The sequence below is a fragment of the Methylocystis sp. IM3 genome (assembly GCF_038070105.1).
Taxonomy (GTDB): Bacteria; Pseudomonadota; Alphaproteobacteria; order Rhizobiales; family Beijerinckiaceae; genus Methylocystis.
In genome coordinates this window covers 30,526-53,661 of record NZ_JBBPBZ010000002.1, presented here as the reverse complement: position 1 = coordinate 53,661, position 23,136 = coordinate 30,526, and the positions used below count along the sequence as shown (strand labels likewise).

At 65.3% G+C, this 23,136-nt stretch carries 24 protein-coding genes; 13 read left to right on the top strand and 11 right to left on the bottom strand.

The features are described 5' to 3' along the window. The 5 genes from cydP to WOC76_RS02005 all read right to left on the bottom strand — a co-directional run bounded on the left by cydP (position 1) and on the right by WOC76_RS02005 (position 2,825). On the bottom strand, positions 1-162 hold the full coding sequence (gene cydP, locus WOC76_RS02025; protein ID WP_341389481.1) for a cytochrome oxidase putative small subunit CydP: 162 nt from the start codon (positions 160-162) through the stop codon (positions 1-3). A gap of 40 nt (positions 163-202) precedes the next feature. Beyond that, the gene (locus tag WOC76_RS02020; RefSeq protein ID WP_341104218.1) at positions 203-1,483 is read right to left on the bottom strand and encodes an NAD(P)/FAD-dependent oxidoreductase; all 1,281 of its coding nucleotides are present in this window, start codon (positions 1,481-1,483) and stop codon (positions 203-205) included. Positions 1,484-1,570: 87 nt separating this feature from the next. Continuing rightward, positions 1,571-2,236, bottom strand: a complete 666-nt coding sequence (locus WOC76_RS02015; protein WP_341104219.1) for a Crp/Fnr family transcriptional regulator — start codon at positions 2,234-2,236, stop codon at positions 1,571-1,573. A 19-nt stretch (positions 2,237-2,255) separates the two neighbouring features. After that, positions 2,256-2,456 carry a YgaP family membrane protein gene (locus WOC76_RS02010; protein ID WP_341104220.1) on the bottom strand — a complete coding sequence of 67 codons (201 nt, stop codon included), beginning with the start codon at positions 2,454-2,456 and terminating at the stop codon, positions 2,256-2,258. A gap of 15 nt (positions 2,457-2,471) precedes the next feature. Further along, the gene (locus WOC76_RS02005; protein WP_341104222.1) at positions 2,472-2,825 is read right to left on the bottom strand and encodes an ArsR/SmtB family transcription factor; all 354 of its coding nucleotides are present in this window, start codon (positions 2,823-2,825) and stop codon (positions 2,472-2,474) included. Between the two features lie 165 nt (positions 2,826-2,990). Here WOC76_RS02005 and WOC76_RS02000 point away from each other — a divergent pair, with 165 nt between their 5' ends. Together WOC76_RS02000 and WOC76_RS01995 are read left to right on the top strand one after the other, a co-directional pair. Continuing rightward, positions 2,991-3,242, top strand: a complete 252-nt coding sequence (locus tag WOC76_RS02000; RefSeq protein WP_341104223.1) for a high-potential iron-sulfur protein — start codon at positions 2,991-2,993, stop codon at positions 3,240-3,242. A 113-nt stretch (positions 3,243-3,355) separates the two neighbouring features. Continuing rightward, positions 3,356-3,541 carry a YgaP family membrane protein gene (locus WOC76_RS01995; RefSeq protein ID WP_341104224.1) on the top strand — a complete coding sequence of 62 codons (186 nt, stop codon included), beginning with the start codon at positions 3,356-3,358 and terminating at the stop codon, positions 3,539-3,541. A gap of 140 nt (positions 3,542-3,681) precedes the next feature. Here the strand turns inward: WOC76_RS01995 and WOC76_RS01990 are convergent, their stop codons facing one another. From WOC76_RS01990 to WOC76_RS01975, 4 genes are all read right to left on the bottom strand, one after another. Further along, positions 3,682-4,773, bottom strand: a complete 1,092-nt coding sequence (locus tag WOC76_RS01990; protein ID WP_341104226.1) for a nucleotidyltransferase family protein — start codon at positions 4,771-4,773, stop codon at positions 3,682-3,684. Further along, positions 4,746-5,933, bottom strand: a complete 1,188-nt coding sequence (locus WOC76_RS01985; RefSeq protein ID WP_341104228.1) for a PqqD family peptide modification chaperone — start codon at positions 5,931-5,933, stop codon at positions 4,746-4,748. The genes WOC76_RS01990 and WOC76_RS01985 overlap by 28 nt, the downstream gene beginning before the upstream one ends. A 216-nt stretch (positions 5,934-6,149) precedes the next feature. Continuing rightward, positions 6,150-6,335, bottom strand: a complete 186-nt coding sequence (locus tag WOC76_RS01980) for a hypothetical protein (RefSeq protein ID WP_341104230.1) — start codon at positions 6,333-6,335, stop codon at positions 6,150-6,152. A gap of 134 nt (positions 6,336-6,469) precedes the next feature. Beyond that, complete coding sequence (locus tag WOC76_RS01975) at positions 6,470-6,667, bottom strand: hypothetical protein (RefSeq protein ID WP_341389476.1); 198 nt, start codon at positions 6,665-6,667, stop codon at positions 6,470-6,472. A 273-nt stretch (positions 6,668-6,940) separates the two neighbouring features. Here WOC76_RS01975 and WOC76_RS01970 point away from each other — a divergent pair, with 273 nt between their 5' ends. From WOC76_RS01970 to xth, 3 genes are all read left to right on the top strand, one after another. After that, on the top strand, positions 6,941-8,554 hold the full coding sequence (locus WOC76_RS01970) for an urease accessory protein UreH domain-containing protein (RefSeq protein ID WP_341389474.1): 1,614 nt from the start codon (positions 6,941-6,943) through the stop codon (positions 8,552-8,554). A gap of 68 nt (positions 8,555-8,622) precedes the next feature. Continuing rightward, entirely contained in the window at positions 8,623-9,135 is a 513-nt protein-coding gene (locus tag WOC76_RS01965) for a hypothetical protein (RefSeq protein WP_341389472.1), read from the top strand. Positions 9,136-9,179: 44 nt separating this feature from the next. Then, complete coding sequence (gene xth, locus WOC76_RS01960) at positions 9,180-9,962, top strand: exodeoxyribonuclease III (RefSeq protein WP_341104234.1); 783 nt, start codon at positions 9,180-9,182, stop codon at positions 9,960-9,962. Here xth and WOC76_RS01955 read toward each other — a convergent pair whose 3' ends face one another. Then, positions 9,963-10,751 (bottom strand): sulfite exporter TauE/SafE family protein, encoded by a 789-nt coding sequence (locus WOC76_RS01955; RefSeq protein WP_341104236.1) that lies wholly within the window; start codon positions 10,749-10,751, stop codon positions 9,963-9,965. Between the two features lie 106 nt (positions 10,752-10,857). Between WOC76_RS01955 and WOC76_RS01950 the strand changes: the two genes are divergently transcribed. Further along, entirely contained in the window at positions 10,858-11,742 is an 885-nt protein-coding gene (locus tag WOC76_RS01950; RefSeq protein WP_341104238.1) for an MBL fold metallo-hydrolase, read from the top strand. Here WOC76_RS01950 and WOC76_RS01945 read toward each other — a convergent pair. Next, entirely contained in the window at positions 11,739-12,644 is a 906-nt protein-coding gene (locus WOC76_RS01945) for a tetratricopeptide repeat protein (RefSeq protein WP_341431248.1), read from the bottom strand. The two genes, WOC76_RS01950 and WOC76_RS01945, sit on opposite strands and share 4 nt — an antisense overlap. Positions 12,645-13,106: 462 nt before the next feature. Between WOC76_RS01945 and WOC76_RS01940 the strand changes: the two genes are divergently transcribed. The 7 genes from WOC76_RS01940 to metH all read left to right on the top strand — a co-directional run bounded on the left by WOC76_RS01940 (position 13,107) and on the right by metH (position 22,991). Next, the gene (locus WOC76_RS01940) at positions 13,107-13,484 is read left to right on the top strand and encodes a c-type cytochrome (protein ID WP_341104241.1); all 378 of its coding nucleotides are present in this window, start codon (positions 13,107-13,109) and stop codon (positions 13,482-13,484) included. A gap of 114 nt (positions 13,485-13,598) precedes the next feature. After that, on the top strand, positions 13,599-14,231 hold the full coding sequence (gene queE, locus WOC76_RS01935) for a 7-carboxy-7-deazaguanine synthase (RefSeq protein WP_341104242.1): 633 nt from the start codon (positions 13,599-13,601) through the stop codon (positions 14,229-14,231). Positions 14,232-14,233: 2 nt separating this feature from the next. Beyond that, complete coding sequence (locus WOC76_RS01930) at positions 14,234-14,608, top strand: 6-pyruvoyl trahydropterin synthase family protein (protein WP_341104243.1); 375 nt, start codon at positions 14,234-14,236, stop codon at positions 14,606-14,608. 144 nt (positions 14,609-14,752) lie between these two features. Then, entirely contained in the window at positions 14,753-16,714 is a 1,962-nt protein-coding gene (locus tag WOC76_RS01925) for an acyl CoA:acetate/3-ketoacid CoA transferase (protein ID WP_341104244.1), read from the top strand. Positions 16,715-17,362: 648 nt separating this feature from the next. Next, complete coding sequence (locus WOC76_RS01920) at positions 17,363-18,373, top strand: ArsR/SmtB family transcription factor (RefSeq protein WP_341104245.1); 1,011 nt, start codon at positions 17,363-17,365, stop codon at positions 18,371-18,373. Beyond that, on the top strand, positions 18,373-19,272 hold the full coding sequence (metF, locus tag WOC76_RS01915; protein WP_341104246.1) for a methylenetetrahydrofolate reductase [NAD(P)H]: 900 nt from the start codon (positions 18,373-18,375) through the stop codon (positions 19,270-19,272). The genes WOC76_RS01920 and metF overlap by 1 nt, the downstream gene beginning before the upstream one ends. Further along, positions 19,269-22,991 carry a methionine synthase gene (gene metH, locus WOC76_RS01910; protein WP_341104247.1) on the top strand — a complete coding sequence of 1,241 codons (3,723 nt, stop codon included), beginning with the start codon at positions 19,269-19,271 and terminating at the stop codon, positions 22,989-22,991. Before metF ends, metH begins: the two co-directional genes overlap by 4 nt. Positions 22,992-23,136 lie beyond the last annotated feature (145 nt).

Here is a 23,136-nt window from a genome sequence, read left to right as displayed (position 1 = left end):
TTAATGCGGCTGCGGCCCCCGGGCGAGGGCCGCGGCCATGTCCGCCGGCGTGACATGCACGCGTTGCGCCGGGCCGAAGAACCAGAACCAGAGCAGGAAGATCGCCGCGATCTTGAAGAAGATCGCCGCCGCGAGCTCCCGTCTCAGCCGTCTTCGCGCCATCTGATTCAAAACCTCCAAAAGAGCCCGGCGCCGGCGCTTGCTAGAGCGCGTTGCGCAGCCGCTCGATGCCGAGAAGCTTCATGATGTAACGCTCATAGACCGGCTCGCTCTGGCCCTTGCGCACCTTGCGCAGGAAGTATTTCTCATAGGCGACCTTGGCGAGATGCACCCAGCGCCCTTCGCTCGACCAGTTGACGTTGCGCGGCGGGATCTGCGGCTGCGCGACGAAGGCGACGCCGCGGTCGCCGAAGTCGGCGAGACAGACCGCGTTCCAGGTGCCTTCTTCCTTGGCTTCCTTGCCGTTGATCAGCGCCGCGATGTTGTGTGCGGTCGCCGTCACCATGGATTCGATCATATAGCCCGTCTTCGGCATGCCGGTCGGCACCGGGGTCGGTTCGGCGGGCGGTATCGCCACGCAGACCCCGACGCCGAACACATTCGGGAAGTTCGGATTGCGCTGGTTCTTGTCGATGAGCACGAAGCCGCGCGGATTGACGAGGCCCTCTATTCCCATCAGCGCGTCAATGCCCGTGAAGGCCGGCATCATCATCGCGAATTTGAACGGCAGCTCATGCGCCTTCTTCACCGAGCCGTCCTCGTTGAGCTCGTCGCATTTCAGCACGCCCGGCTCGACGGCGGTCGTCCTGGCGTTGGTGATCCATTTGATGTCGCGGTCGCGGAAGGCCGATTCGAGCATTCCCTTGGTGTCGCCCACGCCGCCAAGGCCCAGATGGCCGATATAGGGCTCGGCGGTGACGAAGGTCATCGGCACCTTGTGGCGGATGCCGCGTCGGCGCAGATCGGTCGAGACGATCATGGCGTATTCATAGGCCGGGCCAAAGCAGGAGACCGCCGGCGCCGCGCCGATCACGATGGGGCCCGGATCCTTGCAGAAGTCGTCCCAGGCCTTGGAGGCGACCTCGGCATGCTGCAAGGTGCAGATCGAATGAGTGTGTCCGCCATGCGGCCCCAGCCCCGGAATTTCACTGAAGGCGAGCTTGGGCCCCGTCGCGATCACCAGATAGTCGTAGGCGAGGCTCTCGCCATTGTTGAGCTCGATGCGGTTTTCCGCCGGATGCACCTTCTTCGCGCCCACATCGGTGAAACCGATGTTCTTCTTCTTGAAGACAGGCGCGAGCGGCACCTTCAGCTCATCGGGTTTGCGCCAGTTGACCGCGAGCCAGGGATTGGAGGGCGTGAACTGGAAGTTCGGCAGATCCGACACGACGGTGACTTTATGCTCTTTCTTCAGCCCGTCGCGCACTTCGATCGCCGCCGCCACGCCGCCAATGCCGGCGCCGAGAATTACAATATGAGCCATTCGGATATTCCTCCCAGGAGCCGCTGCCGTCGCCGCGGCGCTCCTTATATATTCAAATTATCTAAATTAGAAGATTATAACTGCGACTTAGTCACGCTCGGCGTCGCAGAGGGCGCGCAAAGCCCTGGCGTCGGTGATTTCGGCGCCGCCCCGCGACAATCTGACCCAGCCCGAACGCTCGAAACTCTTGAGCGTGCGGCCCACCACTTCGCGCGCCGTGCCGAGATCGGCGGCGAGCGCCTGCTGGGTGACGTTGATGCGGTTGTCTGCGCCCTTGAGCGCCAGCAGGCGCTCCGCCAGACGTACATTGATGCGCGTGCAGACGATTTCCTCGATGCGCGACATCAGCGTGGCGATGCGTTTGGAATAGCCGTCGAAGACGAGGGCGCGGAACGGCGCCGACATGTTCATCAGCGCGGCGAAACGCTCGGACGGGACGATATAGGCGGTCACGTCGGTCTCGGCGATTCCCTCCGCCGAATAGGCGTCGTCGGAGAGCAGCGAGGCCGTGGTGAGGATGCAGGTCTCGTTGTTCGAGACCCGGTAGAGGACGATTTCCCGCCCCGATTCGGTCACGCGCTGGACCCGCACCGTGCCGGCGGCGATCAGCGGGAAATGCACGCACTGATCGCCGGGACGAAACAGCACCGCGCCGCGCGGGATCTGCTTGCGGATCGCCGCCTCGCGCAGCTGCCCCTTCGCCGGCTCGTCCAGCCGGCTAAGGAGGGGAATATCCTCGATCCAATCCGGCATGAAGCCCATCGAAGCCCGTTTAGAAAGCTGCGCCCGGCCGGACGCCGAAACGCTTCAGCATCATCGCCAAAGGACAAAGCCCTGTAAAGGCTGCCTGAAACATGTTGAGGCCGACGAAGACGGCGAGCAGCAGCCACCAGGGAGAGACGAAATGCGCCAGCGTCACGCTGAGCAGCACCATCGCGCCCGCGAAAGCCATGACAATCTGATCGATGCTCATGTGGATTTTCCTTGTTCAGCCTTTGGCGACCGCCGCGCGCGGCTTCCTTTGCGGCGGCGCGTCGCATTCGCCTGCGCAGAAGAGCTCGTAGAGGAGGCCGATGATCCGCGAGACGTTCTCATTGGCGAGGGAATAATAGATCGTCTGGGATTCGCGCCGCGTCTTGACGAGCTTGTCCTCCCGCAGCCGCGCCAGATGCTGGGAGAGCGAGGATTGGCTCAGCCCCACCGCCTCCTGCAGACGGGTGACCGAATGCTCGCCCTTGTGCAATTCGCACAGCACCATCAGCCGGTGCCGGTTGGCGAGGGCCTTGAGGAAGCTCTCAGCCTCGGCGGCTTTGGGCGCGAGTTCGGCGAGACGCATATTCATGACCGCTAAATTATGATTTTCGAATATATAAGTCAAGCAGCGCGCCGTCGGCCTGCCTGGCTCGATTTGTCGCATTCTTGGGCGCGGCCGGCGCGCTTACATTAGACAAAGCGAATTAAAGACGCCGGCGCGGCGGTCGGCGTCGCTTTGGGCGGGGAGGTTCTCATGCGCAAAAGCGATCACGGACGGCGCGGCGTCCTCGCGCTCCTTGGCGCGACGGCTGTTTTTTCAGGGCTCGGCGCGTTTTTCGGCGCGGCCCCGGCGCGAGCCAAGACCAGCCAGTCGGCGGCCGCCTATCGCGCGTCGCCCAATGGGCGCCAGCGCTGCGCCAATTGCTCCTGGTTCGAGCCGCCGTCGGGCTGCGGCGTCATCAAGGGGCCGGTGAGCGCGCGCGGCTGGTGCAATCTTTGGGGCTAGCAGGCGTCCGAAGCGACAGCGCGCCGCAGGCGCTTTTGTGACAAAGTCCTTTGAGCCCTGCGCGGGAAGGCGCAACCTTTCGCCCCATCGGCACACATCATGAGGAGGGCAAGATGGAAGCCAATGTCGGCAGGACAGACAAGATGATCCGCATCGTCGCGGGCGTTCTTCTCCTCAGTCTTGTTTTCATCGGTCCGCAAAGCTGGTGGGGCCTCATCGGCCTTGTGCCGCTCGCGACGGCCTTCATCAATTTCTGCCCGGCCTACAAGCTGCTGGGCATGAACACGCTCGGCCGATAAGGCTGAAACGGCCAGCTCGGGCCAAAGCGCGTGAGCTGGCCGAAAGGCATGCGTCAAATCGTGGCGGTCGAGCAAACGTCGCGGTTTGCGCCCCAGAGCGTCCGACGAACATGTCGCGGCCGATCCCGACCAGCTTGGCCTCACCGTTCGTGGAAATTCCGCGCGTGCCGGTAAATCTTGGTCCACCATGCGCCCGGTGGCCCCAGACGACCGTCGACCACTGTTTTCCAGGCATGCCCCGCCATGTACCTCGCATAGACAAATTTCGGGTGTCTGGTCGCAAAAACAATCGATTTTAGAAAGGACGCGTCGACGTCGAGGCCGGCCTCCAGACCGAAATAGAGTTTCAGGATCGAAAAAAACTTTCGTGCGTCCGACATTCGACGCCCGGCGCGCAGGCGTTGGAAAAACTCATCCTTCGTGGACGTCTGAGAGGCAGCGAACCTCTCCAGAAAGTCGAGCGTTTTCGAAAAATGGGCGACGGCCGTCAGGCGGCGGTCGTCTGGCCTGTTCACGTCCGCGTGGAAACTGATGCATTGAAGGTAGCTGTTCATCAGCCGGTCGACGGCGCAGAGCTGGCCGATCTCCGTCCCCTCCCACGCGATCCACTCGACGCGATCGATTGCGCGTGCGCCGTCGAGAAGATCCTGGAACTTCAACTCGCAGGGGCTTTTGTGGAACTCGACCGAGGCAGGCCGCCCCTTCTTGTATCTCGGGGCAAAGTGGTGATGTTCGAGATGATTTTCCCCGGTATCGCCCTCACAGGTTTGGTAACCGTCGAGATCGAAGGTGGCGAGGATGTTGTCATAGGCCCGCTCGTCCTCGATCCAGAAGTCCAGATCGACCATCATGCGGGCGCTGGCGGCCCAATCCTCGTTCAGGAGCGTCGTCGCGCCTTTCAGCCAAACAGGTGCCACGCCGAGGCCGTTCAGCAAATGACTCAATTCCAGCATTTGCGCGCGGAGAGCACGGTTGCGCTCCCGATTCAGGAGATAGACTCCTTCCAGCGCCTCCCGCGCGTCGTCTGGCGGCTCCGTTTCCATCTTTTCCGCGACGAGCGCGCGATGGAGCGCCGGAAGAACAAGATGCCGGCTGCCGACGCCGATCAGGAAACGCCAGTCCTGCTCATCGCGAGGGATGTTCCGGCAAACCCAGTCCTTGTCTCCGTAAGGCGACAAGGCATGACCGAGCCATTTGAGCCTCGTCAATTCGGGATGAGCGACCTCAGGCATGACTCGGCCTCTTTAAGATCGGAATAGACCAAAGCGTATTTGGGCGTTTCGTGGATCATCGCGACGAATTTGCCCATTCCGCTCATCGAGATGTCCTTGCTGAGACAAATGCGCGCTTCGATCAGCCTCTGGAGCGCCTCGACGGTTCCGATCGTTTGCAGGTCGGTTTCGCTCCCTCGTGCGTATTTGAGAAACACGAACCCCGCCACCTTCAAATCTTCCGGTCCGTCGACCTGGCAAGGCAAAGGCAGATATTTCACTGTTTTGGCGCCGAACGCCAAAGCATCGAGGGTCGAGAGGCGCGGGTGCATGTCGGCGAGAATCGAAAAGCTGCCATCCTTCAGATTGGCGGAGGTCGGCAAGGGCATCACGGACGACTCGTCGTCGACGCCGATGACGTCGTCGCCGAAGTAGCGCCATCCCTGGCTGGAGAGATAAGCGGAAAGCGTGCTTTTGCCGGCGCCCGAAACCCCTGGCAGGATCAGCGCCTTGCCCAGCCCCACGGAGGCCGCGTGCAGCCCGGCGAGAAGCCTCCGCTCGGGATACGCCGTCTCACATATTTTCGACAGAAGCGCGGCGACCGCCTCGATGCTGTCGCTCCAGGCTGAAATCGAGCCGTTTCCTTCATTGACATAAACGGACGCGCTTCCAAAGATTGCCTCGAACGTCGTGGATGGCTCGTCGCGAGCCGCCGGAAAGCCCGCGAGCATCGCAACGAGCCGCGTCGCCTCCAACGGCGTGTCCATGCCGTCGGATTTGCTGACCTCGACCCGAAAGGCTGTATTCTGAAGTTGAAAGTCCTTCGAAAATATCTTTGTCCGATCGGGAACGTCGGACGGATGGCGATGGGAAACCGTTTCGACCGGAGAGCTTTCTGTCGCGGGCCTTATTCGGCCCTCCGCCCGACCCGTGATGATTTTGATCTCTTCCCATTCCGAGAGGAGCGCCTCGACATCGCGGTCTGCTCTGGCGCTGTCGATCCCGAACAGGCTCGCATAACGGTCAGCAAGCTCTGAGCGACTCTGGGGGCCTTCCGACAAGAGGAGCCACAAGCCCGCGGCAGTCGCGTTGTATAGTCTGAGCGCACGGTCTTCGAGCGAGGCGATCAACAGGTGATCGTCCAGGAACCAGGATTCGATCGAGCGACTGCGCATGTTCATCTGGAATCGCCGACCAGGCGTCTGGGCTCAAAAAAGCGTAATCGCAAACGTCCCGCCCTGTTCGCGCGATCAGCGATCAGGGTAGCGATCCCGCAGGGAAGCCGCGCGAACACTGCCAGCCCGATATACTGCGACCGACGTCCCGAACCGACTGCACGCTTGGTCCTGCGCTCGGAAACGAGCCCATACCGGCTCGAGCACATTTCACATACGCTGCTATGTATCGCCAGACGCCACAGGAATGCCCGCGCGCGCCGCGTCCGCCTTCAAGAGGCCGACCATCAAGGGAGCCGCATAGGCTGCGTAACGGCCAATCTTTTTCAGCGCCTCGCGACGCTCGACGTCGGAAAGAGAGGCGGCCTCCCTGACAGGCGTCGTCTGCGGTTTTTCCTCATCCATCATTTTGATTGCTCCGCTCGGAGGAAACCCACGAACCACACAGATTCCCGCGCGCGGGAACATCGACAAACCAACAGGAAACGGCGAGACCGGACTCACGAGCCGACTACGAGTCGAACGCGCCTCGGGAGTCGCCGCTAGCCAGGTGGGATCGATCCTGGAGGAATGTCCGCGCGCGCCTTGTCGGCCTTCAAGAGCCCGACCATCAAGGGGGACGCATAGACCGCGTAGCGGCCAATCTTCTTCAATGCTTCGCGACGCTCCGCGTCGGAAAGAAACGCGCCCCCCTTTTCGGGCTGGCGCAGTTCGTTTCCACCGACCTTCTCGTCTGCCATGGACACGCTCCGATTGCATTAAAAGAAACGCAACCTAGACAAGAATTCCGGCGGCGACAAGTTGCACTTTGTTGCATTTACCAAGTTTTTGGAGTTTTGCAACAGGACAAGGACCCCGCAAGGCGCGCGCTTTCGCAAATTGAACAGGTGAGGCGGTTTCTGCTTGAAAAGGATCGAAAAGGGGACGCGGGCCGCAAAAAGTCATAAAATCCGATCAATCGGATCGGCCGCCGCCCGGGCGACGGACTTTCTGGGGAAGGAAAACCCGAGACGTTGAGTAACGCAGAGACAAGCGGGACATGCGCCAGCGTCAGCTTGAGAGCCCGCGGCATGCACTGCCATGGATGCGAGCATGTCATCGAGGCGCGCCTGCGCAAGCTCGAAGGCGTTCGCCGCGCGACGGCCTGCTATCCGACCGAAACGGTCGTCGTCGACTATGATCCGGCGCGGGTCGATTGCGCCGTCATCCGCCGCAGCATCGAGGCGCTCGGCTATCGCGTCGAGGAGGAGAACCGGCCGCAGCGGCCGCTTGCCGCGCGTCTCGCGCTCGCGGCCGGCGCGCTGCTCCTGCTCGCCGCGCTCGTTTTCATCGATACGCGCTGGATCGGCGACAGCGGCGCGCCGGACGCCTCCCGGCGGATGAGCCTGTGGCTCATCTTCGTGCTGGGCCTCGTCACGGGCTTCCATTGCGTCGGCATGTGCGGCGCTTTCGTCGTCGGCTATTCGACGGCGGAGGCCAGGGCGGGGCGCGCCCCCGCGCTGGCCCATCTTTCCTTCGCGGCCGGCAAGACGCTCTCCTATACGGCCATCGGCGCGCTGTTCGGCGCGCTCGGCGCCGTCGTCGCCTTTACGCCGCTGCTGCGTGGCGCGGCGGGCGTGGCGGCGGGCCTGTTCCTCATCGTCTTCGGCCTCAACATGCTGGGGCTTTTCGCGCCGCTGCGGCGATTCCGGCTCGGCCTGCCGGCGCCGCTGCAGCGCTGGATCTTTCGGGAGGCGAGCGGACGCCATCGGCCCTTCGTCATTGGCCTCCTCAACGGGCTGATGATCGCCTGCGGCCCGCTTCAGGCCATGTATGTGATGGCGGCGGGAACGGGCAGCGCGGTCGAGGGCGCCAAGATGCTCTTCGCCTTCGGCCTCGGGACGCTGCCGGTGATGCTCGCCTTCGGCGCCGTCGCCTCGATGCTCTCGAGCGCGCTCACGCATCGACTGCTGCGCGCCTCGGGCGTCATCGTCGTGGCGCTCGGCGCGGTGATGATCAATCGCGGCCTCATCCTGACCGGCTCCGGCGCCGATCTCGCCTCGATCGCCGCGCGCATCCGGCGCGCCGAAGCCCCGGCCCCGCCGCCGGCGTCCGCCGTGCAGATCATCGAGATGGAGGCGAATGGACTGGGCTACCATCCGTCCCGCTTCACGCTGACGAGGGGCGCGCCGGTCAAATGGGTGATCGACGCCACGGAGCTCACGAGCTGCAACAACCGCATCGTCGTCCCCGCGCTGGGGCTCGAGTTCGATCTGAAGCCCGGCCTTCAGACGATCGAGTTCACGCCGACGCAAAGCGGCGTCATCCCCTGGAGCTGCTGGATGGGCATGATCCGCGGCGAGTTCGACGTGGTGGAGCCCGGCGAAGCGCCCGCGTCCGCGCCCGAGGCGGCCGCCGCCACGACGGCGGCGCCGCCGGCCGAGACGCGGCCGGCCGCCCCCGAGACGCCACGCCGCTACGTCGTGCGGCGCGGCGATACGCTCGCCAGCGTCGCGCGCCGGCTCTATGGCGACGCCGGGCGCTGGCGCGACATCGCCGCCGCCAATCCCGGCCTGCGCAAGGGCCGCGTGAAGGCGGGGCAGGTCTTGAAGGCAGGGCAGGTCTTGCGGCTGCCGCCGGGGCCGTGACGATCCGCCATGGCGCAAAGCGCGGGGCAGCGCGGTAGTCTGACGACGCTGGAAAAGGAGACTTCGACATGAAAAGAATTTTCGCCGCCGCCGTCTGCGCCCTCGCCGCCGTGGGCGCGGCGCTGGCCGAGGACGCCGGGCACGAGCGCATGCACATGTCGCAGATGATGAAGGACACGCGAATCGAGGTCGACGTTCCCGATCCGATGAAGGCGAAGATGCTCGCCAATATGCGCGCCCATCAGGAGGCCGTCGCGGAGATTCTCGCCGCGCTCGCCAAGGGCGACGGGGAGGCGGCCGCGAAAATCGCCGATGCGCGGCTCGGCGCGAATTCGCCGGGCGCGGCGGCGTGCAGACCCGACGCCAAATCCGGCGCGCACGGCGACATGCCCATGATGATGGCGAGCCACATGCCTCAGGACATGCGCGCGCTCGGCATGACCATGCACACTCAGGCGTCGAAATTCGCGGAAGAGGCCGCGAAGGTGAAACAGGGCGGCGATCTGCGGCCGGCGCTTGCCGAGCTCGGCCAGGTCGTGCAAGCCTGCAACGCCTGCCACGCCGCTTATCGGCTCGACTGATCTGCGGCGGCGGGCGCGCCCCCGCCATCCGCCCGGAGCCCCTCTTGCGCATCGCCACCTGGAATGTGAACTCGGTGCGGCAGCGGCTTGCGCCGCTGCTCGCCTTCCTCAAAGACACCGCGCCGGACGTGCTCTGCCTTCAGGAACTGAAATGCGAGGAAGCGGCCTTCCCGCGCATGGAGGTCGAAGACGCCGGCTATAATGTCGTCCTGCACGGGCAGAAGACGTTCAACGGCGTCGCCATCCTCTCCAAGAACCCGATCGCGGAATCGTTTTCGGGCCTTCCCGGCTTCGATCACGAGGGCCAGTCCCGTTACATCGAGGCGGTGATCTCCGACGGCGAAAGCGGCGCGGTCCGCGTCGCCTCGATCTATGCGCCGAACGGCAATCCGCCCGAGACGCCGAAATATCCCTACAAGCTCGCCTTCATGGAGGCGCTGACGGCCCATGCGGCGGGGCTGCTGCGGCTCGAGGAGGCGACCGTGCTGGCGGGGGATTACAACATCATCCCGCAGGCGCGCGACGTTCACGACCCCGCGGCCTGGGAAGGCGACGCGCTGTTCCTGCCGGAAAGCCGAAGGGCCTACCGGCGCCTCGTCAATCTCGGCTTCACCGACGCGCTGCGCGCCGTCACCGACGACGCCGGGCTCTACACCTTCTGGGACTATCAGGCGGGCGCCTGGCAGAAGAACAAAGGCATCCGCATCGACCATCTGCTGCTGTCGCCGCAGGCGGCGGACAGGCTCAAAAACGTCGAGATCGTGAAAAGCCTGCGCGCGGGCGACAAGCCCTCCGACCATGTGCCGGTCGTGGCGGAGATCGCCTGATCAGGCGAGCGCGGCGACGGCCCTGACGATCACATAGATCGCCACGACGACGACGATCCCGGCGAAGATCGCGGCGAGCGCGCCGCGTTTCGGCGCGAGGCGCCGCGCGGCCGCCGCGCCGAGGAGCGCGCCGCCGACGCCGCCGCCGAGGAGGCTCGTGGCGAGGGTCCAGTCGACGAAGCCCGAGCGGGCGTAATTCGCCGCCGTCGTCACGCCGAAGGCCGAAACCGAGACGAGCGAGGAGCCGATGGCGTTGATGATCGGCAGATCGGCCGCGTAGATCAGCCCCGGCACGATGAGAAAGCCGCCGCCGACGCCGAAAAAGCCCGAGAGCGCGCCGGTCGTGGCGCCCAGGCCGGCGAGGCGCGGGAAGTTCTCGCGATTGAGCCGCACCTGCGGAAAGCCGGCGCCGCCACGGCCCCTGAACATCAGCGCGCCGACGACGAGCATAAGCACGCCAAAGAGCGCCAGCAGCTTCTCCCCATTCATCAGCTTGCCCAGCGTCGAGCCCCCGAAGGCCCCGAGGACGCCGAAGAGGGCGAAGATCGCCGCGCAGCGCCATTTGATCGTTCCCGCGCGCGCGTAATGCGCCAGGCCGACCAGAGCGTTGGCGGCCACCGCCACGGCGCTGGAGCCGATGGCGATATGGGGGTCCGGCACGCCCACGAAATAGACGAGGAGCGGCACGGCCAGAACCGAGCCGCCGCCGCCGACGAGGCCGAGCGAAAAGCCGACCAAGACGCCGGAGAGGGCGCCGGCGGCGATCTTCAGGACGAAAGGCGTCAGCATGGCGGGAAGGGGCGCTCACTACATTAGAACTTGCTTATTTAGATAACCCGCATATATCTCCTGTGCAAGCGCCAAGGTCGGAATTCGGCCAGATGGAGGGAAGAACATGCCGAAGCCGGATATACGGGGCTTTTTCGACGAACCCACCTTCACCGTCACCTATCTCGTTTCCGATCCGGCGACCAAGAGAGCGGCCGTCATCGATCCCGTGCTCGACTTCGACTCCGGCGGCGGCGTCGCCGATTCCCGCTCGATCGACGTGGTTCTGGACGTCGCCCGCGCCGAGGGCCTGACGATCGACTGGGCGCTGGAGACCCACGCCCACGCCGATCATCTCTCGGGCGCCCAGATCGTCAAGGCGCGCACGGGCGCCAAGATCGGCATCGGCGAGCACATCACGAAAGTGCAGGACATCTTCCGGTCGAAGTTCCTCGCCGACGACATCGCTCCCGACGGCGCGGATTTCGACCGCCTGTTCGCGGACGGCGCGCATGTCCCGCTCGGGGAGCTCGACATCGAGGTTCTCTACACGCCGGGCCATACGCCGGCCTGCGTCTCCTACAGGATCGGCGACGCCGTCTTCGTCGGCGATACGCTGTTCATGCCGGACTATGGAACCGCGCGCGCCGACTTTCCCGGTGGCGACGCGCGCGACCTCTATCACTCGATCCGCCGCCTGCTGGCCCTGCCGCCCGAAACGCGCCTCTTCATGTGCCACGACTACAAGGCGCCGGGCCGCGACTTCTACGCCTGGGAGACGACCGTCGCCGAGGAGCGGGCCAAGAATGTGCAGATCAACGACGCCGTCGGCGAGGAGGAATTCATCGCCTCGCGCGAAGGCCGCGACAGGGGGCTCGCCGCGCCGCGTCTTCTCCTGCCATCGATCCAGGTGAACATTCGCGCCGGGCGCTTTCCGCCGCCGGGGCCGGATGGCGCGCGGCGCCTGCTGATCCCCGTGACCTTCAGGGGCGACGCTGCGCCGCGCGATTAGTTGCGGGCGCGCAGATAATCCTCGAGGAGGGCGACGGCCGCCCTTCGGTCGGCGTCGCTCGCCGAGGCCAGCGCCTTCGCCTGCGCGTCGATGATCCACTGCTCGCCGGCGCCGCCCGCGACCGCGTCGCGGGCCAAAGTCAGATACATCAGGCCCCGCGCCTTCTGCGCCGCGCCGCCGCCGGCCTCGCCACTATACATGAGGCCGCCGAGCACGGCCTGCGCCTGCGGATGGCCCTTGCGCGCGGCGAGCTCCAGCCAGCTCATGCCCTGCCGCAGATCCCTCTTCACGCCCGCGCCGTCGAGATACATGCGCGCCAGGTGATACTGCGCGTCGGCGTTGCGGAAATAGGTCGCGGCATAGCGGAAAAGTTCGAAAGCGCGATCGAGGTCGGGCTCGATCCTCGCAGAGGGGACGCCGTCCCTCAGATAAAGGCCCACGGCGACGAAGGCGTTCGCCGCCATCGAGCGCTCGCGCGGATCGGGGTCGGCCTCGGCGAAATGCTCGACGATGCGTGAGAAATATTCATAGGCCTTGGCGTCGTCGCGGCCGACGCCGTCGCCATCGGCGTACATTCGGCCGAGCTTCCACTGCGCAAGGGCTTCGCCGCCCTCGGCGGCGTAGCGCAGCGCGGCCACGGAGGCGCTCGCGTCGCCCGCATGATAGCTCTCGAGCCCGGCCCGCAACGCCGCGCGGGGATTCTTGAACATGGGCAAGGGAGACGTTTCGGGCGCGCGAACGGCGGGCGCGTCGAGCGCCGGCGCCGGATCTACGAAGGCCGTCACGAACATGGCGAAGCTCGCCGCGAACAGGCACGCGGGCAGCATGGCGCGCCCCGGCTTTTGCGATGCGGCGGAGATTGCGTTCTTATGCGCCCATGCAACCATCGTGCGACCCGACATCCCGAACCCCCGGCGCCTGGAAAACAGGCGACCCCCAACGCAAAATAAAACCGCTTCGCCCCACATCCAGAGGGTCTGGAGAAACAGACGCCCGTCCCCTGCGGCGACCGGCCGCCGGGCTGTCTTCCCGCACCTTGGATGAGCAAGTGACCAGGGGACCTTATCGTAGCTTTTATGGCTGAAAAGGGGCTTCTGGCCCGGCGGGAACCCGCCTGCCGCTTATGTTCCTGCGGTGTTGCAACAAGAGCACAATAACTGTTGCAAAATTGCACTAGCGGCGATCCGGCTTCGTGTTTCGCGCCTGCGAAGACGATCCGGAAGGTCCGGCGCAAGGCGCTTGTGAACGGGCGTGCGTGGCGGCAGGCGCGTCAGCGTTCCGCCAGCCCTCCAATTGTGCTTACATCGCGCCTCGCCGGGCGGCGAATCGCGGCGGCCGCCATGGCGCCAAAAAGGACAAAACGAATGGCTTCTGTTTCACGCGCCTCGATCCTTCTCGGCCTCGCCGGCGCCGCGGCGCTCATCGCCGTTCCGGCGGCAGCCGGGGACGCGCAAAAAGGCGCGGCGATCGCCAAGCGCTGGTGCGCGAGCTGCCACGTCGTCTCGAAGGACCAGAGCTCGGCCAACGCCGACGCGCCCTCCTTCTTCGATGTCGCCAAACGGCGCACGGACAGGAAGCAGCTCGGCAATTTCCTCATGGACCCGCATCCGCCGATGCCGGACATGCACCTGTCCCGGAAGGAAATTGAGGACATCGTTTCCTATATCCGCAGTCTCGACCCGCGCCCCCAGCCCAAGGGCGACCCCGACGGCAAGGACGAGGAATTGCCCAAGAACGGGTGAGAAGCGGCAAACGGGGGCGGGCGCAGGCGGCGGACTTCGGGCTTGCGCTGGACCTTCGGCCTGCGAAACGATAGAGCGGCCGCGCGCACAGGATCGCGCGGCGGGGCCGGAGCCATGGCCTATTCAGTCAAGGAAGCCTTCAAGACGCTACAGGGCGAGGGCCGGCACGCCGGCCGCGCCGCGGTCTTCTGCCGTTTCGCCGGCTGCAACCTCTGGAGCGGGCGCGAAGACGACCGCGCCGACGCGACCTGCCGCTTCTGCGACACGGATTTCATCGGGACCGACGGCGAAGCGGGCGGCAAATTCGCCGACGCCGAAACGCTGGCGAGGCGTCTCGCCGCGCTCTGGGGGCCGGAGCGGGAGGGGCGCTTCGCCGTCCTGACCGGGGGCGAGCCCATGCTTCAGATCGACGCACCCTTGATCGACGCCCTGCATCGCGAAGGGTTCGAGATCGCCGTCGAGACCAATGGCTCGATCGAGGCCCTGCCCGGCCTCGACTGGATCTGCGTCTCGCCGAAGGCCGGAGCGCCGCTCAGGCAGACCCGCGGCGACGAGCTCAAGCTCGTCTATCCGCAGGCGGGCGCCGACCCGTCGCTCTACGAGGGGCTGGACTTTGGCCATTTCCTGCTCCAGCCCATGGACGGCCCGGAGATTCTGCGCAATACGAGGGCCGCGGTCGACTATTGCCTCGCGCATCCGCGCTGGCGCCTGTCGCTGCAAACCCACAAGATGATCGGGGTGAAGTGAAGGTGGCGACGTTCGAAGTCTACCGCGAGTTCTATTTCGAGGCGGCGCACGCCCTTTACGATCCGGAAGCCAAGGACGGCGGCAAATACCGCAACCTGCACGGCCATTCCTTCCGCGTGCGCGTGAGCCTGCGCGGCGAGCGCCACCCCGAGGAGCAGTGGGTGATCGACCTCGGCAAGCTCGGCCGCCGCCTCGCGGTTCTGCGGGAAAAGCTCGACCATTCCTTCCTCAACGATCTGGACGGGCTCGGCAAGCCGACGCTCGAGAACCTCTGCCTCTATGTCTGGCGGGAGCTTGCGCCCGACGCGCCGGGCCTCTCCGAAGTCGGGATTTTCCGGGACAGCTGCTTCGAGGGCTGCGTCTATCGCGGCGACTAGCCTTCCTGCGGCATCGTCGCTATTGCGCTTTGTGTACGCGGTCTCTAGGCTCGCGCCCGTCATTTGAGCACAGGAACCGCCGGGCGGCGGCGCGAATGGGCGCCCGCGCAATCAAGAGCGGATTCGAGGGGAACCCAGAAGGACATGGCGAACAACAAGGTCATCAGCGCCGACGAGGCGATTGCGCTCATCCGCGACAACGACGTCGTCACCACCACGGGCTTCGTCCAGAGCTGTATCCCCGAGGCGCTGCACGCCGCCCTCGAGAAGCGTTTCGTCGAGTCGCAGCATCCGCGCGACCTCACCCTCATCATGACCGCCGGCGCGGGCGACTCCAAGGGCCTGGGCACCGGCCGCTTCCATCACGAGGGGCTGCTGAAGCGCGTGATCGCCGCTAATTTCGGCCGCATGCCGAAGGTCGCGCAGGCCGCCCAGGAAAACAAGATTCTGGGCTACAACCTGCCGCAGGGCGTCATTTCCCAGCTCTACCGCGCCTGCGCCGCCGGCCAACCGGGGCTCTTCTCCAAGGTCGGCCTCTACACCTACGTCGATCCGCGCTTCGGCGGCGGCAAGGTCAATGAGGTCACGACCGAGGACATCGTCAAATATCACAACATCCAGGGCGAGGAGTGGCTCTTCTATATCGCCACCAAGATCGACGTCGCCTTCATCCGCGGCACCTCGGCCGATCCCTCCGGCAACATCAGCATGGAGAAAGAGGCGCTCGTTCTCGACAATCTCGCCCAGGCCATGGCCGCCCACAACAATGGCGGCCTCGTCATCGCCCAGGTGGAGCGCATCGTCGAGCAGGGGTCGATCAAGCCGAAGGACGTTCATGTGCCGGGCATTCTGGTCTCGGCCGTCGTCGTCGCCGATCAGCCCGAAATGCACCGCATGAACTACGGCGTCATGTACAATGCCGCGCTCGCCGGCGAAGTGCGCGTCCCGGTCGAGAAGCTCGCCAAGATGCCGCTCGACGAGCGCAAGGTGATCGCCCGCCGCGCCGCCTTCGAGCTGCCGCCGAATGGCGTCGTCAATCTCGGCGTCGGCGCGCCGGAGGGCATCGCCGCCGTCGCCAATGAGGAAAAGCTCACCCCCTACATCACCCTGACCACCGAGGCCGGCGCCATCGGCGGCGTGCTGGCGTCCGGGTCGAGCTTCGGCGCGGCGATGAACGCCGACAGCATCATCCAGCAGAACCAGCAGTTCGATTTCTACGACGGCGGCGGTCTCGACATGACCTGCCTCGGCATGGCCGAATGCGACCTGCAGGGCAATGTCAACACGTCGAAATTCGGCGGGCGCCTGAACGGCTGCGGCGGCTTCATCAACATCAGCCAGAATGCGCGGCTCGTCGTCTTCGCCGGCACCTTCACCAATGGCGGCCTGCGCGTCGAGATCGCCGACGGCAAGGTCAACATCCTTCAGGAAGGCCGCAACAAGAAGTTTCTTAATTCCGTCGAGCAGATCACCTTCTCGGGCAAGTTCGCCCAGAAGCGCCGGCAGCCGGTCTATTACGTGACCGAGCGTTGCGTGTTCAAACTCGCCGACAAGGGGCTGGAGCTCGTCGAGATCGCGCCGGGCATAGACATCGAAAAGCACATTCTGCCCTTCATGGACTTCAAGCCGATCATCAATGAGCCGGATTTGATGGACCGGCGCATCTTCATCGACGAGCCGATGGGGCTGATCAACGATCTGCTCAATCTCAATCTCGATCAGCGCATCAGCTATGATCCGGCGCGCAACATCCTCTTCCTCAATCTCGAGGGCTGGAACGCGCGCACCAAGAAGGACATCGACGAGATGCGCAATGCGCTGGTCGCGGCGTGTCAGAAGGTCGGCAAGCGCGTCAATTCCGTCGTCAACCACGACGGCGCGCGGATCAACGAGGCGCTCTATGATGATTACGCCGAGATGATCGAATATCTGAGCCAGCATTATTATCTGACGACGACGCGCTACGCGACGAGCGCCTTCGCCCGCATGAAGATGAAGGAGGCCATGGCCAAGCGCGGCCTGCAGCCGCATGTCTTCGAGCGCCGCGAGGCGGCCGAGACCTTCCTTCAGGTCGTCGCCAGCGAGGAAGAGAAGGCCCCGGCGTAAAGGACCGGACCAGCGATAAAACCCCCTCCGGTCCCGGACCGGAGGGTTTTTTTTTGTCGCGAAGCCTGACCAATCCGAAGGGGGAGGGAAAAGCCCGTCTCGCGATGGATCATATTGGGGGGTGGCGCGCAGACGGCGCGTCTCGACGACCAAAGGCCCCGTCGCTAGAAGCGCACGGGGCCGAAGCTTCCTTGAGAAGCGGTCTGGGTGGTCCAGTCTCTACGTCGGGCCTGCCCGCTGCTTGGCCTTCGCGGCGGGCTACCCTGGTTAAGTTGCAGCTCTCTGGAGGGTTCGGTAGTCGTCAGGCAGCGCTGAGCCTGACTTCCCGATGTGACCGGAACGACACGCCGGTCACGCAATCTGACCCGGTGGCGTCATGCTCCTCTCAACCTTGCTTCCGACGGCTTCGCCGACGACAGGGGAGTTCGTCGGCGCTTCCTGATCGCGCTCGCCTCGAGGTCCCGCCCGAGGGGTCCCGCCTCGCCATGTGCTGGAGACGGGTGCGATGAGAGGAGGATGCGCCCGCTTCCAATTCCCGTCAAGCCACTAATTGCTCCGGTTTCCAGAACGCCGTTTCTCGTCCCGGCGGCGCTTGCCTCCCTCTCGATCAACGCATATAGATATCTTTATATCTTGACCGAGAAGCCCATGACCGCCCCGCATCGCCTCAGACTGGAGCCAGCGCTCGCGGCGCTCAACGCCGCCGCCGAAGAGACGCGGCTGCGTCTTCTCGCGCTTCTGGCGCAGTCCGAACTGACGGTCACCGAAGTGGTCGCCATTCTCGGCCAGTCGCAGCCGCGCGTCTCGCGGCATCTCAAGCTTCTGGTCGAAGCCGGGCTCGTCGAACGGCGGCGCGAAGGGGCCTGGGCCTTCTTCCGCCTCGCGCCCGGCGGCGACGCCGGGGCGCTGGCCCGCAATCTTTCCGCCTGGCTCGATCCGCGCGACCCCGTGCTCGCGGAGGATCAGGCCCGGCTCGCCGACATTCGCCACGCCCGCGCCGAAAACGCCGCCCGCTATTTCGCCGCCCACGCCGCCGAGTGGGACGACATCCGGTCCCTGCACGCGCCCGAGGCGCTCGTCGAAGCGGCGATGCGCGAGGCCGTCGGCGACAAGCCTCTGCGCTGCGTGCTCGATCTCGGTACGGGCGCCGGACGCATGCTGGAGCTCTTCGCGCCGCGCGCCGAGCGCGCCATCGGCGTCGATCTTTCCACCGCCATGCTCGCCGTGGCGCGCGGGCGGATGGAGGAGACGGGGCTGCGCAACATCGAGCTGCGGCAGGGCGACATGTACGCGCCGCCCGTCGAGCGCAACTCCGTCGATCTCGCCATCATGCATCAGGTGCTGCATTATCTCGACGACCCCGCCCGCGCCCTGCGCGAGGCGGCGCGCGCGCTGGCGCCGGGCGGCCGACTTCTCGTCGTGGATTTCGCGCCCCATCAGGAAGAGGCGCTGCGCGACAAGCACGCCCATCGCCGTCTTGGCTTTTCGAAAGAGGAGATCGCCGGGCTTCTCGCCCAGGCGGGGCTGGAGACGGTCCTGCACCGCGAACTCGCGCCGGACGTCCGGGAAGGGGCCAAGCTCACCGTTTCCCTCTGGCTCGCCCGCGACCCGCGCATCATCGCCGACAAGATTCCCGCGTCTTCCTATGAGATTGCCTGATGTTCAACGCGCTCCACCCCACCGCCGCCGGCAAGCGTTTCAAGATATCCTATGAGTTCTTTCCGCCGAAAAGCGCGGAAATGGAGAAACAGCTCTGGGAGTCGGTCAAGCGCCTCGAGGCGCTGAAGCCCCATTTCGTCTCCGTCACCTATGGGGCGGGCGGCTCGACGCGCGAGCGCACCCACGCCATCGTCGAGCGCATCGCCCGCGAAACGGCGATGAAGCCGGCCGCCCATCTGACCTGCGTCTCTTCCTCCGCAGCCGAGATCGAAGACATCCTGCGGGAATATTGGGCGGCGGGCGTGCGCCACATCGTTGCGCTGCGCGGCGATCCGCCGACGGGCGTCGGCACGAAATTCGAACCCAATCCCGAGGGCTACGCCAGCTCCTCCGATCTCGTGCGCGGCATCCGGCGCCTGCATGACTTCGAGATTTCCGTCTCCACCTATCCGGAGGGCCACCCCGAAAGCGCCTCGATCGAGCAGGACCTCGACGCGCTGGAGGCGAAGATCGACGCCGGCGCGACGCGCGCCATCACGCAGTTCTTCTTCGACAACGACATCTACTTCCGCTTCCTCGACAAGGCCCGCGCGCGGGGCATAAAAATCCCGATCGTTCCCGGCATCATGCCCATCCGCAATTTTCGCCAGGTGGCCAGTTTCGCGGCGAAGGCCGGCGCGAGCGTTCCGCGCTGGGTCGCCGAGCGCTTCGAGGGCCTCGACGACGACCCCGAGACCCGCGCGCTCGTCGCAGCCACCACCGCCGTCGAGCAGGTGATGGGCCTCGCCCGCGCCGGGGTCGACGAATTCCATTTCTACACCAACAATCGCGCCGATATGGTCTTCGCGATCTGCCATCTCCTCGGCGTCCGTCCCGTTCGCGAGAAAGTAAACGCATGACCCTCGACAAAGCTCACGGCCAGAACGTCCTCAAGGCGCTGGAGGAAGCCGCGCGAACGCGCATCCTCATCCTCGACGGCGCGATGGGGACGATGATCCAGCGCCACGCCTTCGAGGAAGCGGATTTCCGCGGCGACAGGTTCAAGAACCACGCAAAGGATCTGCGCGGCAACAACGACCTGCTGATCCTCACCCAGCCGGACGCGATCAAGGCGATTCACACCGCCTATCTCGAGGCGGGCGCCGACATCATCGAGACCAACACCTTCTCGTCGACGACGATCGCCCAGGCCGATTATGGGCTCGAATCTCTCGCCTATGAGCTCAATCTCGAGGGCGCCAGGCTGGCCCGCGCCGCAGCCGATGACGTCGCCGCCAGGACGGGCGTGCGCCGCTTCGTCGCCGGCTCGATCGGCCCGACGAACCGCACCGCCTCCATTTCGCCGGACGTCTCGAACCCCGGCTTTCGCGCCGTCACGTTCGACGAGCTGCGCGTCGCCTACAAGGAAGCCGCGCTCGGCCTCATCGCCGGCGGCGCCGACATCATGCTCGTCGAGACCATCTTCGACACGCTGAACGCCAAGGCGGCGATCTATGCGCTCGAAGACGCTTTCGACGAAGTGGGAACCCGCCTTCCCATCATGATCTCGGGCACGATCACCGATCTCTCGGGCCGCACGCTCTCCGGCCAGACCTCGATCGCCTTCTGGAATTCGCTCGCCCACGCGAAACCTTTCTCTATCGGCTTCAACTGCGCGCTCGGCGCGCGCGAGATGCGCCAGCACATCGCCGAGATCGGCCGCGTGGCGGATACGCGCGTCTGCGCCTTCCCCAATGCGGGCCTTCCCAATGAATTCGGCCTCTATGACGAGAGCCCGGAATATATGGCGGAGCTCGTCGGCGAATTCGCCGCCGCGGGCCTCGTCAACATTCTCGGCGGCTGCTGCGGCACCACGCCCGATCATATCCGCGCCATCGCCGAGAAGGTGAAGGGGCTCGCCCCGCGCGTCGTCCCGAAGATCGAGCCGCTGCTGCGGCTTTCCGGCCTCGAGCCCTTCGCGCTGACGAAGGACATTCCCTTCGTCAATGTCGGCGAGCGCACCAATGTCACGGGCTCGGCGAAGTTCCGCAAGCTCGTCACCAATGGCGATTACACCGCGGCGCTCGACGTCGCGCGCGATCAGGTGGCGAATGGCGCGCAGGTGATCGACGTCAATATGGACGAGGGCCTGCTCGACAGCGAGCGCGCCATGGTCGACTTCCTCAATCTGCTCGCCGCCGAGCCGGATATCGCCCGCGTGCCGGTAATGGTCGACTCCTCCAAGTTCGAGGTGATCGAGGCGGGGCTGAAATGCCTGCAGGGCAAGGGCGTGGTGAACTCGATCTCGCTCAAGGAAGGCGAGGAGAAATTCATCGCGGACGCGATGAAAGTGCGCCGCTATGGCGCGGCGGTCGTCGTCATGGCCTTCGACGAGAAGGGCCAGGCCGACACGCTCCAGCGCAAGGTCGAGATCTGCGCGCGCGCCTACAGGATCCTCACGCAGGAAGTCGGCTTCCCGCCGCAGGACATCATCTTCGACCCGAACATCTTCGCGGTGGCGACCGGCATCGAGGAGCATGAAAATTACGGCGTCGACTTCATCGAGGCGACGGGGGTCATCAAGCGCGATCTCGCGCATGCCCATGTCTCGGGCGGCGTCTCCAACCTCTCCTTCTCGTTCCGCGGCAATGAGCCCGTGCGCGAGGCGATGCATTCCGTCTTCCTTTACCACGCCATTCAGGCGGGCATGGACATGGGCATCGTCAACGCCGGGCAGCTCGCGGTCTATGCCGAGATCGACCCCGAGCTGCGCGAACTCTGCGAAGACGTGGTGCTGAACCGCCGCAAGGACGCAACCGAGCGACTGGTCGAGGCGGCGGAGAAATACAAGGGCGCGGGCGCCAAATCCGCCGAGAAGGACGCCGCCTGGCGCGAGCACGGCGTCGAGAAGCGGCTCGAATACGCCCTCGTCAACGGCATCACCGAATTTATCGAGACCGACGTGGAGGAGGCGCGACAGAAGGCGGCGCGTCCGCTCGACGTGATCGAAGGCCCGCTGATGGCCGGCATGAATGTCGTCGGCGATCTCTTCGGCGCCGGCAAGATGTTCCTGCCGCAGGTCGTCAAATCGGCGCGCGTGATGAAACAGGCTGTCGCCTATCTCATGCCCTTCATGGAGGCGGGCAAGGATGCGCGCTCCTCGGCCGGCAAGATTCTGCTCGCGACCGTCAAGGGCGACGTGCACGACATCGGCAAGAACATCGTCGGCGTGGTGCTGGGCTGCAACAATTTCGAGGTGATCGATCTCGGCGTCATGACGCCGGCCGCGAAGATTCTCGAAACGGCGAAGAAGGAGAAGGTCGATCTCATCGGCCTCTCGGGCCTCATCACGCCCTCGCTCGATGAGATGTGCTTCGTCGCCGCCGAAATGGAGCGCGAAGGTCTCGACGTGCCGCTTCTCATCGGCGGCGCGACGACGAGCCGCGTGCACACGGCGGTGAAGATCAGCCCCAACTACCGGCGCGGCCAGGCGGTCTATGTCACCGACGCAAGCCGCGCGGTGGGCGTGGCGCAGGCGCTCGTCTCCGAGAGGTCCCGCGACGGCTACATCGCCGAGACGCGCGCCGAATATGAGCGCGTCGCGGAGGCGCACGCGCGCGCCCAGGCCGACAAGCAGCGCGTCTCGCTGGCGCAGGCGCGGGCCAACGCCTACAGGATCGACTGGGGCGCCTATGCGCCCGTCAAGCCGGGCTTCATCGGCGCGCGCGCCTTTGCGAGCTACGATGTCGCCGAGCTCATCCCCTATATCGACTGGACGCCCTTCTTCCAGACCTGGGAATTCAAGGGCCGCTATCCGGCGCTGCTCGACGATCCCGAGCGCGGCGAGGCGGCGCGCCGTCTCTTCGAGGATGCGCAGGCGATGCTGAAACGCATCGTCGAGGAACGCTGGTTCACGCCCAAGGCCGTCATCGGCTTCTGGCCGGCGAACAGCGTCGAAGACGACATCGCGCTTTACACGGGCGAGTCGCGCAACGAGACGCTTGCGACCTTCTTCACTCTGCGCCAGCAGCTCGGCAAGCGCGACGGCCGGGCGAATATCGCACTTTCGGATTTTGTCGCGCCCAAGGAGAGCGGCAAGGCCGATTATGTCGGCGCCTTCGTCGTCACGGCCGGGGCCGAGGAAGAGAAGATCTCCGCGCGCTTCGCCCGGGCGAACGACGACTATGGCTCGATCATGGTGAAGGCGCTTGCCGACCGCATCGCCGAAGCCTTCGCGGAGCGCATGCACGAGCGCGTGCGGCGCGAATTCTGGGGGCACGCGAAGGAGGAATCCTTCTCGCCGCAGGAGCTCGCGGCCGAACCCTACGCCGGCATTCGCCCGGCGCCCGGCTATCCGGCGCAACCCGACCATACGGAGAAGGAAACGCTCTTCCGTCTGCTCGAGGTCGAGAAGCGCACGGGCGTGAAGCTCACCGAAAGCTTCGCCATGACGCCCGCCGCTTCGGTGAGCGGCCTCTATATCGCGCATCCGCAGGCGCATTATTTCGGCGTCGCCAAGGTGGAGCGCGATCAGGTTGAGGATTACGCGCGCCGCAAGGGCATGGCGGTTTCGGAGGTTGAACGCTGGCTTTCGCCGATCCTCAATTACGAACCGGCGGCGGCGGAGGCGGCGGAGTAAGCCTCTCGCGGTTGCGTGGATGGCCGGGCCGAGCCCGGCCATGACGGGGACAGGCAAGCGGAAATTGTAGACGCTCCTTGGCGCGAGCGTTTAGTTGAAGCGTAAAAACATCATTTCAAACGCCGCTCACCCTGCCCTTTCTCCA